The sequence below is a fragment of the Limibacillus halophilus genome (assembly GCF_014191775.1).
GTDB classification, from domain to species: Bacteria; Pseudomonadota; Alphaproteobacteria; order Kiloniellales; family CECT-8803; genus Limibacillus; species Limibacillus halophilus.
On the sequence record NZ_JACHXA010000002.1, the window covers coordinates 468,948 to 483,655 of the forward strand.

At 59.7% G+C, this 14,708-nt stretch carries 17 protein-coding genes and 1 other RNA gene; 12 read left to right on the top strand and 6 right to left on the bottom strand.

What is annotated here, in order from left to right; genetic code table 11:
* Positions 1-14: 14 nt before the first annotated feature.
* Positions 15-764 carry a YebC/PmpR family DNA-binding transcriptional regulator gene (locus tag FHR98_RS05335; protein ID WP_183415595.1) on the bottom strand — a complete coding sequence of 250 codons (750 nt, stop codon included), beginning with the start codon at positions 762-764 and terminating at the stop codon, positions 15-17.
* Here FHR98_RS05335 and FHR98_RS16830 point away from each other — a divergent pair.
* Positions 753-905, top strand: coding sequence for an EspF repeat-containing protein (locus FHR98_RS16830; protein WP_183415596.1), 153 nt, complete (start codon positions 753-755; stop codon positions 903-905). The genes FHR98_RS05335 and FHR98_RS16830 overlap by 12 nt on opposite strands.
* Positions 906-1,048: 143 nt before the next feature.
* On the opposite strand, the gene FHR98_RS05345 is transcribed toward FHR98_RS16830, so the two are convergent.
* The 5 genes from FHR98_RS05345 to FHR98_RS05365 all read right to left on the bottom strand — a co-directional run bounded on the left by FHR98_RS05345 (position 1,049) and on the right by FHR98_RS05365 (position 3,365).
* On the bottom strand, positions 1,049-1,864 hold the full coding sequence (locus FHR98_RS05345; protein ID WP_183415597.1) for a TIGR00282 family metallophosphoesterase: 816 nt from the start codon (positions 1,862-1,864) through the stop codon (positions 1,049-1,051).
* Complete coding sequence (locus FHR98_RS05350; protein ID WP_183415598.1) at positions 1,861-2,460, bottom strand: 5-formyltetrahydrofolate cyclo-ligase; 600 nt, start codon at positions 2,458-2,460, stop codon at positions 1,861-1,863. The genes FHR98_RS05345 and FHR98_RS05350 overlap by 4 nt, the downstream gene beginning before the upstream one ends.
* 108 nt (positions 2,461-2,568) lie before the next feature.
* A non-coding RNA gene (gene ssrS / locus FHR98_RS05355) (6S RNA) lies at positions 2,569-2,726 on the bottom strand.
* Positions 2,727-2,742: 16 nt separating this feature from the next.
* Complete coding sequence (locus FHR98_RS05360; protein ID WP_183415599.1) at positions 2,743-3,117, bottom strand: cell division protein ZapA; 375 nt, start codon at positions 3,115-3,117, stop codon at positions 2,743-2,745.
* A gap of 5 nt (positions 3,118-3,122) precedes the next feature.
* On the bottom strand, positions 3,123-3,365 hold the full coding sequence (locus tag FHR98_RS05365) for a hypothetical protein (RefSeq protein ID WP_183415600.1): 243 nt from the start codon (positions 3,363-3,365) through the stop codon (positions 3,123-3,125).
* A gap of 295 nt (positions 3,366-3,660) precedes the next feature.
* Between FHR98_RS05365 and tkt the strand changes: the two genes are divergently transcribed.
* From tkt to FHR98_RS05420, 11 genes are all read left to right on the top strand, one after another.
* Positions 3,661-5,616 (top strand): transketolase, encoded by a 1,956-nt coding sequence (gene tkt, locus FHR98_RS05370; RefSeq protein WP_322091215.1) that lies wholly within the window; start codon positions 3,661-3,663, stop codon positions 5,614-5,616.
* 41 nt (positions 5,617-5,657) lie between these two features.
* Entirely contained in the window at positions 5,658-6,665 is a 1,008-nt protein-coding gene (gap, locus tag FHR98_RS05375) for a type I glyceraldehyde-3-phosphate dehydrogenase (protein WP_183415602.1), read from the top strand.
* Between the two features lie 30 nt (positions 6,666-6,695).
* Entirely contained in the window at positions 6,696-7,148 is a 453-nt protein-coding gene (locus FHR98_RS05380; RefSeq protein ID WP_246377465.1) for a VOC family protein, read from the top strand.
* A gap of 37 nt (positions 7,149-7,185) precedes the next feature.
* On the top strand, positions 7,186-7,542 hold the full coding sequence (locus FHR98_RS05385) for a hypothetical protein (protein ID WP_183415603.1): 357 nt from the start codon (positions 7,186-7,188) through the stop codon (positions 7,540-7,542).
* Between the two features lie 73 nt (positions 7,543-7,615).
* A complete protein-coding gene (locus FHR98_RS05390; RefSeq protein ID WP_183415604.1) occupies positions 7,616-8,536 on the top strand; it encodes a class I fructose-bisphosphate aldolase in 921 nt (306 codons plus the stop codon).
* A gap of 17 nt (positions 8,537-8,553) precedes the next feature.
* Positions 8,554-9,180, top strand: coding sequence for a thiamine phosphate synthase (locus FHR98_RS05395; RefSeq protein ID WP_183415605.1), 627 nt, complete (start codon positions 8,554-8,556; stop codon positions 9,178-9,180).
* A 151-nt stretch (positions 9,181-9,331) separates the two neighbouring features.
* Positions 9,332-9,898, top strand: coding sequence for an elongation factor P (efp, locus tag FHR98_RS05400; RefSeq protein WP_183415606.1), 567 nt, complete (start codon positions 9,332-9,334; stop codon positions 9,896-9,898).
* Between the two features lie 84 nt (positions 9,899-9,982).
* Positions 9,983-10,783: an inositol monophosphatase family protein gene (locus tag FHR98_RS05405; protein ID WP_183415607.1), complete on the top strand. Its 801-nt coding sequence runs from the start codon at positions 9,983-9,985 to the stop codon at positions 10,781-10,783.
* A 68-nt stretch (positions 10,784-10,851) separates the two neighbouring features.
* Positions 10,852-11,802, top strand: a complete 951-nt coding sequence (locus tag FHR98_RS05410; RefSeq protein ID WP_183415608.1) for an OmpA family protein — start codon at positions 10,852-10,854, stop codon at positions 11,800-11,802.
* Between the two features lie 195 nt (positions 11,803-11,997).
* Positions 11,998-13,164: a flagellar motor protein MotA gene (locus FHR98_RS05415; protein WP_183415609.1), complete on the top strand. Its 1,167-nt coding sequence runs from the start codon at positions 11,998-12,000 to the stop codon at positions 13,162-13,164.
* A 4-nt stretch (positions 13,165-13,168) separates the two neighbouring features.
* Positions 13,169-14,680, top strand: a complete 1,512-nt coding sequence (locus tag FHR98_RS05420) for a peptidoglycan -binding protein (RefSeq protein ID WP_183415610.1) — start codon at positions 13,169-13,171, stop codon at positions 14,678-14,680.
* The last annotated feature ends 28 nt before the right edge of the window (positions 14,681-14,708 follow it).

Below are 14,708 nucleotides of genomic sequence, written 5' to 3' on the forward strand. Positions count from 1 at the left end.
GCGCGATTCAGCCGTCAGGCCGTCAAGCGCTGTATCACATCGTCTGCAATGTCGAAGTTGGCGGCGACGCTCTGCACATCGTCGTTGTCGTCTAGAGCATCTAGGAGCTTGAACAGGGTTTGCGCCTGCTCTTCTTCGACGGGAATGGTGTTTGTCGGCTTCCAGGCCAAGCCACCTTCCTCCGGCTCTCCCAAAGACTCCGCCAGCGCATCACGCACTTCGGCGAAGTCTTCCGGCGCACAGGTAATCTCATGGCCGCCGTCGCTGCTTTCGGCATTGAGTGCGCCCGCTTCCACGGCAGCCTCGAAGACACTCTCCGCATCGCCGGCGGCAAGCGGATAAATGATCTGCCCGACACGTTCAAAGTTGAAGGCGACGCTGCCAGTCTCACCCAAACTGCCGCCGTTCTTTGCGAAGATCGTCCGCACCTCGGACGCGGTGCGATTACGGTTGTCGGTCAGCGCTTCCACGATGACGGCAACGCCGCCGGGGCCGTAACCCTCGTAACGAATCTCCTCGTAGTTTGAATCGTCCGTACCGCCGACTGCCTTGGCAATAGCCCGATCGATGTTGTCTTTGGGCATGTTCTGCGCACGGGCGTTTTGGATCGCTAGGCGCAACCGGGGGTTCTTGTCGGCTTCCGGCAAACCGGACTTCGCCGCCACGAGAATTTCCTTCGCCAGCCGCGCAAATATTTTGGCGCGCTTTTTATCCTGCGCACCCTTGCGATGCATGATGTTCTTGAATTGTGAATGACCTGCCATGGTCCCCTTCGTCCCATCTGGCCGATGCCGACGCCAAGCGTTCAGAATCGGGATTCCATCAATATCATGCGGCTGTCGCTCGCCGCTTATACCATATTTCGTAGTTTGTCGTGCATTTCGACGCCTGGAATATCACGCTGAGAACAGGTTGTGAACAGATGACCTCCGGCGCAGCGCGCCTTCTATCAGCTTTTGGTTCTGCTCGAAAGCCCGTCACGGACCTACCATTCAACATGACCTGGCTATGTTGCAGATCTAAACCGGCCTTGTCGTAGCTTTTCCGGTCAATCCAGCGGCGGTGTGGCCTGGAGCTTTCCGCCGCGGCGTATCGGCTGGGCGGAGATGGCGTGCCCGCTGCTGTCGTCGGTCTCGACGAACAGGCCGCATAGCGTGCCTTCGCCACTGGCAACCGATAAACGGTCTGTTGGCAGCTTGCGCCGGAACCGCTGCACCGGCACGCCCTTATCCATGCCGATGACGGAATCATAATCTCCACACATCCCCGCGTCGGTTTGGTAGGCCGTACCGCCGGGGAGGATCATCGTGTCCGCGGTGGGTACGTGAGTGTGGGTTCCGACACACAGCGAAACCTTGCCGTCAACGAAGTGACCCATGGCCATTTTTTCCGAAGTCGCTTCGGCGTGAAAGTCCAGCAGGATAGCATTTGTAGTCGCGCCCAGGCGCACGCTGGAAAGCACCGCCTCCACCGAGGCAAAAGGATCATCGAGAGGGTCCATGAACAGGCGGCCCATGACATTGATCACCAGCAACTTGCGCCCGCGTCCTATTTCATAGTTTGCCACGCCACGCCCAGGCGTTCCTTGCGGGTAGTTATGGGGGCGCAGGAGCTTGGGCTGGTCCTGGATAAAGGCCAGCGCCTCGCGTTGGTCCCAGGAATGGTTCCCTCCGGTGATGATATCGACGCCGACTGCATAAAGTTCGTTGCAGATCTTTTCGGTAATTCCAAATCCAGCCGCCGCGTTCTCGCCGTTGGCAATCACGGCATCGGTTTTCAGTTCACGGCGAAGATCGGGGAGGTGCTTGGCAACGGCGTCCCGGCCGGGACGTCCGACAATATCTCCCAGGAAAAGAATTCTCATGTTCGTCCGACTTTCTTCATGTCGATAGAGATGACTTCCTGCTCGGTCACGATGACGTCCAGCTTTTGGTCATATCGGTCGCGCGGGACCTCCGCAACCTCCTGGGCAGCAAAGGCAACACCCACCGCAAGGCGCGGGCCGATGCGCCTGAGGCGTTCAAGCGTGCGGTCATAAAACCCGCCGCCGTATCCCAGGCGGTAGCCCTGCCGGTCGAAGGCCAGCAGTGGAACAAAGAGCACCCGAGGCTCGATCTCCGGCTGATTGGGATCGGGTATGCTGGTGCCGAAACCTCCGGAGACCAGGTTGTCTCCCGTTTGCCAGCGACGGAAGGTGAGGGGCGCCGACTTGCGTGCCACAACCGGCAGCCCGACGGGATGACCCTCTCGGTTCAGTTTCTCCAGTAAGGGCCGAATATCTATCTCGCTCCCCATGGGCCAAAACCCGGAAATCGGCGCCTCGATTGGCAAAGGGATATCACGCGCTATGCGCTCCGCGACATATCGTCCAGCCTCTGGCGCATTGGCCGCGGCTTCCTTGCGACGTTGGAAAAGTTCACGGCGAAGGAGCGCCTTTTCGTCATCCAATGCGTGGCCCATCGCCGTTTCCTCGTCGCCCGATCACAATTCGGTGGAAAGGTTTTTCGCTTCGTGAAGTCCAATCCGCCCTGGCAGCAGTCCTGGTCGGATAGACACTGGAAATTGAAAGCGGGTGCCACGTCGGCCGTCGGCTTGCATCATCCTCTGTGGCCTGCCTAAGCAGGTGGGCGCCATATACCGGAACCACGGCTCCGGCAGGGACAGCTCCCTAGAGTTTCGATATTGGCCCCAGGGATCGAATGGCCTAACGCACCACGCAGCACGCCGCTTCCATGGGCATAGTTAGGCTTGTACGAGCCTTTCGGCAATAGTTTCCAGTCGTTCGGCATAGGAATCGAGCTGAACAACCATTTCCGAGAGTCTCTTTTCCTCGGCCGCGATGGCATTTTCGCGCTCGTTCAACTCTTCCTCGTTCACCGTTGTGCCGTTCGCAGTGCCATTACCACCACCTCCGGCACTCATTTCCTTCATCTCGTCGGCCATGATCAAGCTTGTCATCAAAAGCAAACGCGCCTCGCCCACCTGCCCAACCGCTTCGGCCATCGCCCGCACCCTGGCATCGATCTCACGGGACAGGCTGCGGATGCGCTCCTCCTCGCCGTCGCCACAGGCCACTTCGTAATTACGGCCATTGACCGTCAAGGTTACCTGAGCCATCGCCTTCAGTTCTCCAGGATTGTGCGCAAGCGCTGAATGGTGTCGTCGAGGCGATCCACGATCCCCTCCATACTCTCGCGTAAAGCCTCCGATTCGGCATCGCTTGCACTGACGGCCGCGGGCACCGCTCCAGCCTCAGCCACGAGCCGACTCACCGACCCTCCCGCCGACCCGGCGGAACCGATGATCTCTTCAAGCCGACCGATAACGCCATCAAGGCGATTTAACTTGTCGTTCAACTGTGACATGGCGCGTGAGGAACTTCCCCTAACTATAGGCTTTGAACACCAAAAGCCGCACACAGGATAGTTTGTGTTGAGCCAATTGGTCAACCAATCGCAACAAGGAGCAACATATAGGGACAAGTTGCCGGTTGACGCTTGGCCATGGCATCGGCATCTTCCCCCCTATTCGCGAAGGCAGTAGGACCACTGGGCGTTGGCGGGCTTGGGCCCACGCTTGTCGGCTTGCCCACACGATTGACGGCCCCACGAACAACGGACTTATAGCCAAATGGTTTCCCAAAAGGTGTCCCACCAGGACATGGCAAACGCCATAAGATTTCTCTCCATGGATGCCGTCCAACGCGCCAATTCCGGCCACCCCGGAATGCCCATGGGTATGGCCGATGTCGCGACCGTTCTTTTTAGGCAATTTCTTAAGTACGACTCGCAACGCCCTGATTGGCCAGATAGAGATCGCTTCGTGCTATCGGCTGGTCACGGCTCGATGTTGCTTTACAGCCTGCTCCACCTGACCGGATACAAGGATATGACGCTGGAGGACTTGAAAAACTTCCGCCAGCTAGGAAGCCGGACTGCGGGCCATCCGGAGTATGGCCATGCGGCCGGTATCGAAACCACCACCGGGCCACTTGGTCAGGGGTTGGGGAACGCTGTCGGCATGGCCATGGCCGAGCGTCTGTTGGCGAGTCGATTCGGCGCGGACCTAGTAGATCATTATACCTACTGCTTGGTCGGCGACGGCTGCCTGATGGAGGGCATCAGTCACGAGGCCATCGCACTGGCCGGGCATCTAAAGCTCAACAAGCTGATCGTCCTCTTCGACGACAATGGCATTTCAATCGACGGCCCGGTCACGCTGACTGATACGGTTGACCAACCGAAGCGGTTCGAGGCGGCAGGCTGGAACACTCTTTCGGTAGACGGCCACGACCCCAAAGCGGTTGCTCAGGCCATCGAACAGGCAAAGGGTAGCGACCTGCCGACGATGATTGCCTGCCGCACCACCATCGGTTTCGGCGCCCCGACCAAAGCAGGCTCGGAGAAAACCCACGGTGCGCCGCTCGGTGACGAGGAAATTGCCGGTGCGCGGGAAAAGCTGGGCTGGCCGCACGAGCCCTTTGTAATTCCCGCGGATGTGCTTGACGCCTGGCGCGCCGCTGGTGCACGCGGCGCAGCCGAAGCAACGGCCTGGGACGCGCGGCTGGCGGCCCGCGATCCGGAGCAGCGCAAGCGCTTCTCCGACCAGATGGCCGGCAAGCTACCCGAAGGCTGGACGGCTGCACTGGAAAAATTCAAGGAGGAGGTCGTCGCCAACAAGCCCAAAGCGGCCACGCGTGTTTCTTCACAACAGGTGCTCGACTGCATTGCCGATGCCCTGCCGGGCCTCGTCGGCGGGTCCGCCGACTTGACGGGATCGAACAACACCCGCGCCAAAAGCCAGCAACCCGTGACCGCCGAAGACTTCTCTGGTGGCTATGTTCATTACGGCGTGCGCGAACATGGTATGGCGGCCGCAATGAATGGTTTGGCGCTGCATGGCGGCATTATCCCCTATGGCGGCACCTTCCTTGTCTTTACCGATTATTGCCGACCGTCCATTCGTCTCTCGGCCTTGATGAAGCAACGCGTCGTCTATGTCATGACCCACGATTCGATCGGCCTTGGCGAAGACGGCCCGACCCATCAGCCGGTCGAGCACCTTGCAAGCCTGCGGGCCATTCCCAATCTCTTGGTGATGCGGCCCTGTGACGCGATTGAAACGGCTGAATGTTGGCAGCTTGCGCTGGAGCAACAGGATCGGCCGTCGGTGCTGGCGCTGACACGCCAGGGTCTGCCAACCCTTCGCGTCGATTCCGGCGAGAACTACTGCGCCCACGGCGCCTATATTCTTCAAACGGCGGAAGATGGGCAGCGCGCGGTCACGCTCATCGCGTCTGGCTCAGAGGTCGCGATCGCCTGTGAGGCGCGGGCGAAACTTCAGGAAATGGGTATTTCCGCAGCCGTCGTGTCCATGCCCTGCTGGGAGCTGTTCCTGGAGCAACCCGCGCACTATCGCGACGAGGTACTGGGGCCGGGAACACTTCACATCGCCCTGGAAGCGGCTTCCGGTTTCGGTTGGAACCGCTGGGTAGGATTGGAAGGCAGTTTCGTCGGCATGACCGGTTTTGGCGCTTCGGCACCTGCCGATGCCCTCTACAAGGAGTTCAGGATCACCGCTGATGAGGTGGTGCGTCGAGTAAAAGCCGCACTCTGATGTAGCAGACTGCGCGCGCAGCGAAGGAGAGAAAGCAGAAAATGGCACTTCGGGTAGGTATCAACGGTTTCGGGCGCATTGGCCGTCTGGTGATGCGCGCCGCCATGGAATCCAAGCGCAACGATATCGAGTTCGTTGCCATCAACGACCTCGGTTCCGCCAAGGACAACGCCCACTTACTGGCCTTCGACAGCGTGCACGGCCGTTATCCCGGAACCGTTTCCTCGACCGACCAAAGCATCACGGTCGATGGTCACGAAGTCAAAGTGCTGTCCGAGCGCGATCCCGCCAGCTTGCCGTGGGGCGACCTCGGCGTTGATATCGTGCTGGAGTGCACGGGCATTTTCGCAAGCAAGGAAAAAGCCAGCGCCCACCTGAAGGGCGGCGCAAAGAAGGTTCTGGTTTCTGCTCCGGCCACCGAAGCAGATCTCACCGTCGTTTACGGTGTTAACCACCAGAAGCTGGAGCGCGGGCATACTGTCGTCTCCAACGCTTCTTGCACCACGAACTGCCTTGTGCCGGTCGCTCACGTCCTTAATCAGACCGTGGGCATCAAGCACGGTTTCATGACGACCGTTCACTCCTATACCGGCGATCAGCAGACCGTCGACACCTTGCATAAGGACCCGGCCCGCGCCCGCGCGGCGGCGGTCTCCATGATTCCGACCTCGACCGGCGCTGCCCGCGCGGTCGGCCTGGTTCTGCCTGAGCTGAAAGGCAAGCTAGACGGTACGTCAATCCGCGTCCCGACGCCCAATGTCAGCCTGATCGACCTCACCTTCGAAGCCAATCGGGGTACCAGCGTCGAGGAGATCAATGAGGCGATCGCCGCAGCGGCGGCCGGCCCGCTCAAGGGCGTGTTGGAAACCAACAATCTGCCGCTGGTTTCCGTTGACTTCAATCACAACAAGGCGAGTTCGACCGTCGATCTGCATGAAACACAGGTTTTGGATAAGACCTTCGTGCGTGTCATGTCCTGGTACGACAACGAATGGGGCTTCTCCAACCGCATGAGCGATACCGCGGTGGTGATGGGCGGCTTGCTCTAGAGCAGCCCGGGCTTTGTGGGAGATGGGTCGATGACCGGCGGGAAAGCGATGGGTAGGAAAGCCAACCCAATTAATCTCAAGGCCATCGATCACATCGTCCTTCGGGTTAGCGACCTGGATCGCATGATTGGGTTCTACCAGGACGTTCTCGGTTGCCGCCTTGAGCGTCAGCAGGCTGCCATTGGACTTTATCAGCTGCGCGCCGGAGAATGCTTGATCGATCTGGTTGAGGTGGACAGCGAGTTGGGTCGCCCAGGTGGCGCCGCACCGGGGGATGAGGGGCGCAATCTGGACCACGTATGCTTGCAGGTCGTGCCCTTTGACGCGGACGCCATCTTGACCCACCTTCGCAGCTTGGGTGTCGAACCGAGCGAGATTGCCAAACGATACGGCGCACTCGGCTACGGCCCCTCGATCTACATCCAGGACCCCGAAGGCAACACAGTCGAACTCAAGGGACCACCGTCACCTCCAAGCAATTAGCGATTGAAGGTACGTAGCAACGGACCAGTAGACGAAGATGCGGGAGATTAGCTGCTACCAGGATGGAGAGGCGCTGCTAAGGAGTCTGCAAGCGGGAGGGTCCTCGGTTGCCAGGTTCCGCTCCCTACCGGGCGCCGCGGGTCAGATTGGGCCTTTGGTGTGGCTCAAGATCCTGGAGCAGTTGCGCGCGGCGTTTCCGCAGATTGAAGTCGATGCCTGGCTCGATTGTGCGGGCGATGCAGGCTACGTTCTTGCGGCGCTGAACGAGGGCTGTAAAGCGATCTGCTTTTCGGGACCGGAGGAAGTTTTGCACAAACTGCAGGAGATTGCGGCCCAGCATGGCGCGCGTGTCCTGCAAAGAACGGATTTGGAAACGGATTTCTCTGGCCGTTGAATTCGGTCTGAGGCTCAGCTATTGAAAGCGCGGAAACTGGACCGCCGCCAGCACATAACCAAGGAGGGAAACCATGCGCGTTACACAGCGTGTCAAACGTATTCTAGCCAGCTACGAGGGTGAAAACCCGGGCACCAAGGGCAATCTCGCGCGTATCCTCATGAACGGTAAGCTCGGTGGCACTGGCCGCTTGGTTATTCTGCCGGTCGACCAAGGCTTTGAGCACGGGCCGGCGCGCAGTTTCGCGCCCAATCCGGCGGCCTATGATCCCACCTATCATTATCAGTTGGCGGTTGACGCCGGGCTGAACGCCTATGCAGCGCCACTGGGTATGCTTGAAGCAGGTGCAGACAGCTTTGCCGGGGCAATCCCGACCATTCTGAAGATGAACAGCTCGAACTCCTGGGCAGTTTCCAAAGACCAGGCCATCACCGCCTCGGTCAGCGATGCCCTGCGCCTCGGCTGTTCGGCCATCGGCTTCACCATCTATCCTGCGTCCGACTACCAGTTCGAGATGATGGAAGAAATTCGCGAACTCAGCGAGGAAGCCAAGTCCTGTGGCCTTGCCGTCGTCATTTGGTCCTACCCACGCGGCGGGGACCTTTCCAAGGCTGGCGAGACGGCGGTTGACGTGACCGCATACGCGGCACATATGGCCGCCCTACTTGGCGCCACCATCATCAAGGTCAAACCGCCAACGGATCATATCGAGCAAGCCGAAGCCAAGAAGGTTTACGAGCAGCAGAAGATTGACGTATCGACCCTATCGAAACGCATTGAGCATGTCATGCAATCTGCCTTTAACGGTCGCCGCGTGGTGGTCTTCTCCGGCGGCGCGGCTAAGGATACCGCGGGTCTTCTGGACGAAGTCCGTTCGCTGCGCGACGGTGGGGCGAATGGGTCGATCATTGGACGCAACACATTCCAGCGGCCCCGCAGCGAGGCGCTTGCCCTGCTCGATTCGGTGATCAAGATCTATCAGGGCAAACTGTAGGATAGGAGACCGCACCGGTGAGTAGCCGCCTTTATCTCGCCACGCCTCTGGCGTTGGTCGAGGGGAACCTGTCGGCGGCCGACTTCCTGCCGCAACTGGAGGCAGCGCTCGCGGGCGGCGACATTGCGGCGGTGCTTTTGCGTTGTGACAGCCCCAAGGCTACCAAGCCGCTTGTCAGCGATCTGATCGCGCTGTTTTGCCCTCTGGTTCAAAAGCACGATGGCGCGTTCCTGGTGGAGGGCTTCCTGGAGGAAGCACAGGCGGCGGGTTGCGACGGCGTGCAGGTTTCCGGCGACGGAAAGGCCGTTCAAAAGGCTCGCGATTTTTTGGATGATGGCGCAATCGTAGGAGCGGCATGTGGCGGCTCTCGCCATGACGCCATGGTTGCTGGCGAAAGTGGCGCCGATTATGTGGTGTTCGGCGATCTTTCCGCGGATGGTCAGACCGCCGAGGCAGAAACCCTTGCCTGGTGGCAGGAAACAATGCTTCTGCCGAGTGTCGCCGCTGGAGCGCACAACCTGCAGGATGCCGAACGGCTGGCACAAGCCGGTGCGGATTTCATCCTACTGGGAGAAGTGGTCTGGGACGATCCCGATGGCCCGGCTTCCGTGGTTGCCTGGTTTGAGCGACAACTCGGCGAATAGCGGAGAATGCTCCCGAACTCGATACACTGGCTTGATCCACTGGCTTGATCATTGCCCCTGACCGCAAGGCGGATTGCGGGCGCGTGGACCTTCTGGTAGCTTCCGCGCGCTTTTACATTTCTAAGACTGTTTGAACCCGGAAGGTACACGGATGAAAATCGACGGCAATGAAATCCGTCCTGGTAATGTTATCGAGCATAACGGACGCATCTGGCGCGCGGTGAAGGTGCAGCATGTGAAGCCCGGCAAGGGCGGCGCCTATGCACAGGTCGAGTTGAAGGACCTGCGCGACGGAACGAAGCTCAACGAGAGATTTCGTTCGGCTGAGTCGGTCGAGCGCGTGCGCCTTGACCAAAAGGATTATCAGTTTCTCTTCGCCGACGGCGATCACCTGACCTTCATGGACCAGGAAACCTACGAACAGATATCGATCAATGCGGAACTGGTGGGCGACCCTCTGCCTTTCCTCAGCGAGGGTATGGTGGTTGCCATCGAAAGCTATGAGGACGATCCGATTAGTGTCACCCTGCCGGAAACAGTGGTGCATGAAATCGTAGAAGCGGACGCGGTGGTCAAAGGTCAGACTGCCTCTTCCTCCTACAAGCCCGCAGTGCTCGACAACGGCGTCAGGATCATGGTGCCGCCACATATCGGCGTAGGCACGCGAGTCGTGGTTAACACGATCGATGCCGCCTATGTGGAACGCGCCAAGGATTGATGGCGAAAGACGCCTGGTAGGCACCAACCACTGCGCTGATTGGCAGCGGTATCCTGGCAATAGCGACAAGAAAGCAATTTACCTATGCGCTCTCCTCTCATCAACGTCATGGTCAAGGCAGCCACAAAGGCCGCCCGTCGCTTGCGACGTGATTTCGGCGAAGTGGAAAACCTTCAGGTCTCGCGTAAGGGACCAGCCGATTTCGTTTCGCAGTCGGACCTGAAAGCGGAAGAGATCATCCGCCAGGAACTCAGTGTTGCACGACCCGAGTTTGCTTTTTTGATGGAGGAATCCGCGGGCGGCGTCACCAAGCCCGGCGACGAGCCAACCTGGGTCGTGGACCCCTTGGACGGTACGGCCAACTTCCTGCATGGTTTGCCGCATTTCGCAGTATCTCTGGCGCTGGTCGAGCGCGGCGAGGTCACTGCCGGCGTCGTTTATGACCCGATCAAAGAAGAACTTTTCGTCGCCGAGCGTGGTAAGGGCGCCTACCTCAATGACCGCCGCCTCCGCGTGTCCGGGCGCAAGCGTCTCGACGAATCCCTTGTGGCGACCGGCATCCCCTTCAAGGGCGTCCGCGACCACGGCCTCTTCCTGGCCGAGCTTGAAGCCGTTATGGCCGAAACCGCGGGCGTCAGGCGTTGGGGAGTGGCATCGCTCGATCTCGCCTATGTGGCCGCCGGACGTTATGACGGCTATTGGGAACGCGACCTGGCGGCCTGGGATTGGGCCGCCGGTGTGCTGATCGTCAGAGAAGCGGGCGGCTATGTATCGCAGATGGACGGCCGCACCTTTGCCTTGGACGGTCCCAGCATCCTCGCGGCAAACCCGCATCTGCACCGCGACCTACAGAAGCTGATCGGACGGAAGAAGAGCCGCGCTTAACGGTTGTTCGGCGCGATCTGTCGCCGTAGTCTTTCCCGGCAGTATGAATTGGGGGACGACGGACCGGCATGGCGAGAAGCAAGACCATAGCGACCAACCTAGTTTCGGCATCCTGTTCCAGGCCCGCCGCCGCAACGACGGCATTTGCGTTGCTTTTTGCATTCCTGGTTCTCATGACAACGGACCTCGCGGCGCAGACGGCAACCTTGAAGCCGCCACCTGCCGAACCGCCGCGCAGTCATCTTACCGTACCTATGCCAGCACCGGTCGCGGAGCCTGCGCCCGCGAATGAGCCTGCCGCGAACCCCGTGGCTGAGTCCGTGACGGCGCCAGTGACGGTACCGGCCGTTGCGCCCACACCTGTCGCTGAACCGGCGCCTGTCGCTGAACCGGCGCCAAATGTCGCGCCGCCCGCAGAGCCAGAGTTCCAAACCATCGCCGAACCGACGGTCGAGCCGAAAACTGAGCCCGCCGTGGAACCCGCCGTGGAACCCGTTATCGAGCCTGTGGTTGAGACCGCAGCGGAGGCCGAACCAACGGCTCAACCCGAGCCAGCGGTTGAGCCCGAGACCGCAGCTGAAGCCCAGCCTGTCACCGAACCTGAAACTGCCGCAGCCGAGGAGCCCCTGGCAGAACCCGTCCCCGAATCAGTTGCCGAGCCCGTTGTCGAGCCTGTTGTCGAGCCCATTGCACAATCGTCCCCGGCATCAGAACCCTCGGTGATCTTTGCAGAGGGGTCATCCGAGTTGGACGATGTGGGCCAAGCTCTGTTGGCCCAGGTTGCCGATCGCATGAACGCCGACCCTTCGCTTCGAGTTCAGGTTCTTGCCTATGCTTCCTCCGAGGGCGGCGAAGACGACAACCGCGCAAGGCGTTTGTCCTTGGCACGTGGATTGACGGTCCGTTCGTTTCTGGTGGCGCAAGGCATACGTTCAACTCGTATGGAGATACGTCCGCTCGGCGCAAACCTCGAGTCGGGTCCCGTAGACCGTGTAGACATAGTTCCGGTGACGAATTGAATGGCGTGTAGCATTGAACAAGTCGCCGGATTTAAGGGGACAAGTGCAAGTTGCCACGATTTCGCCCTACTACGGTCTCATGATCTGAGCCGTTTCTTAGGATCGGTTTTTTGTCCGGGCCACACGAACATGCAATTGTCTGACGCGTGAACCGATGAGCTGCATTGCGAACAACAAACATCAAGAGAGTCGGAAATGAACCGCCCCACCCGTTTTCTCGTCCGCATGGTTATCTTCTTGCTTTTGGTCGGTGGCGCCGGTGCGGCCCTCTATCCCAGGCTATCAGGCGCATTCGGAGCCAACGTTGTGCTCAATGGCCTGATCCTTTTCGTGTTGGCGCTTGGCATCATCTTTATCTTTCGCAATGTTTTGATGCTCTTTCCCGAGATCAGCTTCGTTGAAAAGCTTCAGCAGGAAGGCCGCGATGGCCCGAATCTCGTGATGCCAGGTAGCGTAACCTCCGAACGCGCACCGCATTTGCTCGGACCGATGGTTACAATGATGGGCGAGCGCAAGGGGCGCCTCACCCTGTCGGCCATGACGTTGCGCACGCTACTGGATGGCATTGCCAGCCGCATAGAGGAAGTCCACGAAATTTCCCGCTACCTAATCGGCTTGCTGGTCTTTTTGGGCTTGCTGGGGACTTTCTGGGGCTTGCTTGAAACGGTCGGCGCCGTCGGAGAAACAATCCAGAATTTGAGCGTCGAGGGAGGCGATGCAGCTGGCCTGTTCCAGGATTTGAAAAGCGGACTTGCAACGCCGCTATCAGGTATGGGTACGGCGTTCAGTTCCTCCCTTTTTGGCCTCGCCGGTTCCCTGGTTCTGGGCTTCCTGGAGCTACAGGCAAGCCAAGCTCACAACCGCTTCGTCAATGACCTGGAAGAATGGCTGTCCGGATTGACCAAACTTGGCGGCGGCGGCCCGATCGGCGACGGCGAGCATTCCGTTCCCGCTTACATCCAGGCCTTGCTGGAGCAGACCGCCGATTCCCTGGACAATCTGCAACGCATCATGGCACGCGGTGAAGAAAACCGTGTCTCACTGGATCGGGACTTGGCGTTGTTGGCCGAGCGCATGCAACAGATCACCGATCAAATGCGCGGCGAGCAACAGGTGCTTAAGTCGCTGCTGGAAACCCAACATCAACTGCGCCCGGTTTTGCAACGTCTGGCCGAAGCCGATCTGGCGGGCGGTGGCATGGATGACGCCACACGCGACCACATACGCTCCATGGATTACCGCTTGGAACGTATTGCCGGGGAAATCGGCAAGGGACGCGGCGAGATCGTTCAAGAGATGCGCAACGAGATTCGGCTTTTGGCCCGCACGATAGCGGCCCTGGCCGAGGATCCAGAGCGCTAGGCCCATGTATAATCTTCGACGTGGCGGCGGTCGACGCGCGGTCAACATCTGGCCCGGTTTCGTGGATGCCCTGGCGACACTGCTGCTCGTTATCATATTTGTGCTGTTGGTCTTCGTGGTCGCTCAATTTTATCTCTCGACGGCCCTGTCGGGACGTGAACAAGCGCTCAAACGGCTACAGTCGGAGATACTGGAACTAACCGAGATGCTGTCGCTGGAACGCTCGGCCAACGCGGATCTTCGGGTCAATGTGGCGCAGCTATCCTCGGAGCTGCAAAGCTCCCTGAAAGCACGCGACAGCCTGACAAACCAGCTAGCGGCGCTTGCAGGAGAACGCGACGACTTGCGCGGCAAGCTCCAAGCGTCCGAGCAACGCATTGTGATCCTGGACGCCGAAACCGCCAAACTACAGGACCAGAATCGCGACCTGCAGGCTGACATCGACGCCCGAATCGCCATTTCCGCCGAGCTCTCGCAAAAGCTCGAAGATGCCTACAAGACGATTGAGGCCGACAGGGAAAAGATTGAGGTTCAGATCACCGAGCTGGCGACGCTCCGGGAATTGCGCGATTCCCTGCGCCAGGAAGTTGCCGGACTGCAAGCAACGCTGGAATCGCGTCAGGCGGCAACAGAAGAACTGCGCCAGGAGCTGGAACAAGCCTACGCGGCCATCGATGCGAGCGAACGCAAGGTTTCGCTACAGGTCGAAGAACTTGCCATTCTGCGAGACCTGCGTGACCAGCTTCAACGCGAGGTCGCCGCGCTCGACGCCAAGATCGAGGCCGCCCGAACTGCCCAGGAAGATGCCGACCGTGATTTGGAAACCTTGCGTGACCAGCTTGTCTCCACGACCAGCGCTTTGGGGCAGCAGGTGGAAATGACCGAGGAAGCCAAGGCGCAAATTCGCCTGATGAACCAGCAGCTGGCTGCCCTGCGCCGTCAACTTGCCAGCCTGAATGCGGCCTTGGAGGCTTCCGAAGCCCTCAACCGCGAACAGGAGGTGCAGATCGTCGATCTGGGGCAACGCCTCAATGCAGCGCTTGCTACAAAGGTTCAAGAACTCGCCCGCTATCGATCGGAGTTCTTCGGCCGTCTGCGTGAAGCGTTGGGCGATCGACCGGATATCAGGATCGTCGGCGATCGTTTTGTGTTGCAATCAGAGGTGCTCTTCAATACCGCCGAGGCCGAGATCGGCGAAGATGGTCGCGCACAACTGCATCAGCTCGCCGAGACATTAAAAGAGATCGCAGCTCAGATTCCCGCCGATCTTGAATGGATTCTGCGGGTTGACGGGCACACCGACCGGCGGCCGATTGCCACACCGGAGTTTCCCTCGAATTGGGAGCTTTCAACGGCGCGTGCCCTGTCGGTCGTCAAATTCCTGGTTGCCGAGGGCATTGCGCCCGAGCGCCTCGCGGCCACCGGATTTGGACCCTACCAGCCACTCGCAACCGGCGATAACGAACTCGCACTCAGCCGGAACCGGCGGATAGAGTTCAAGCTGACTGAGCGCTAAGGCCCCTTTTGCGGCACGAGATGGGCTG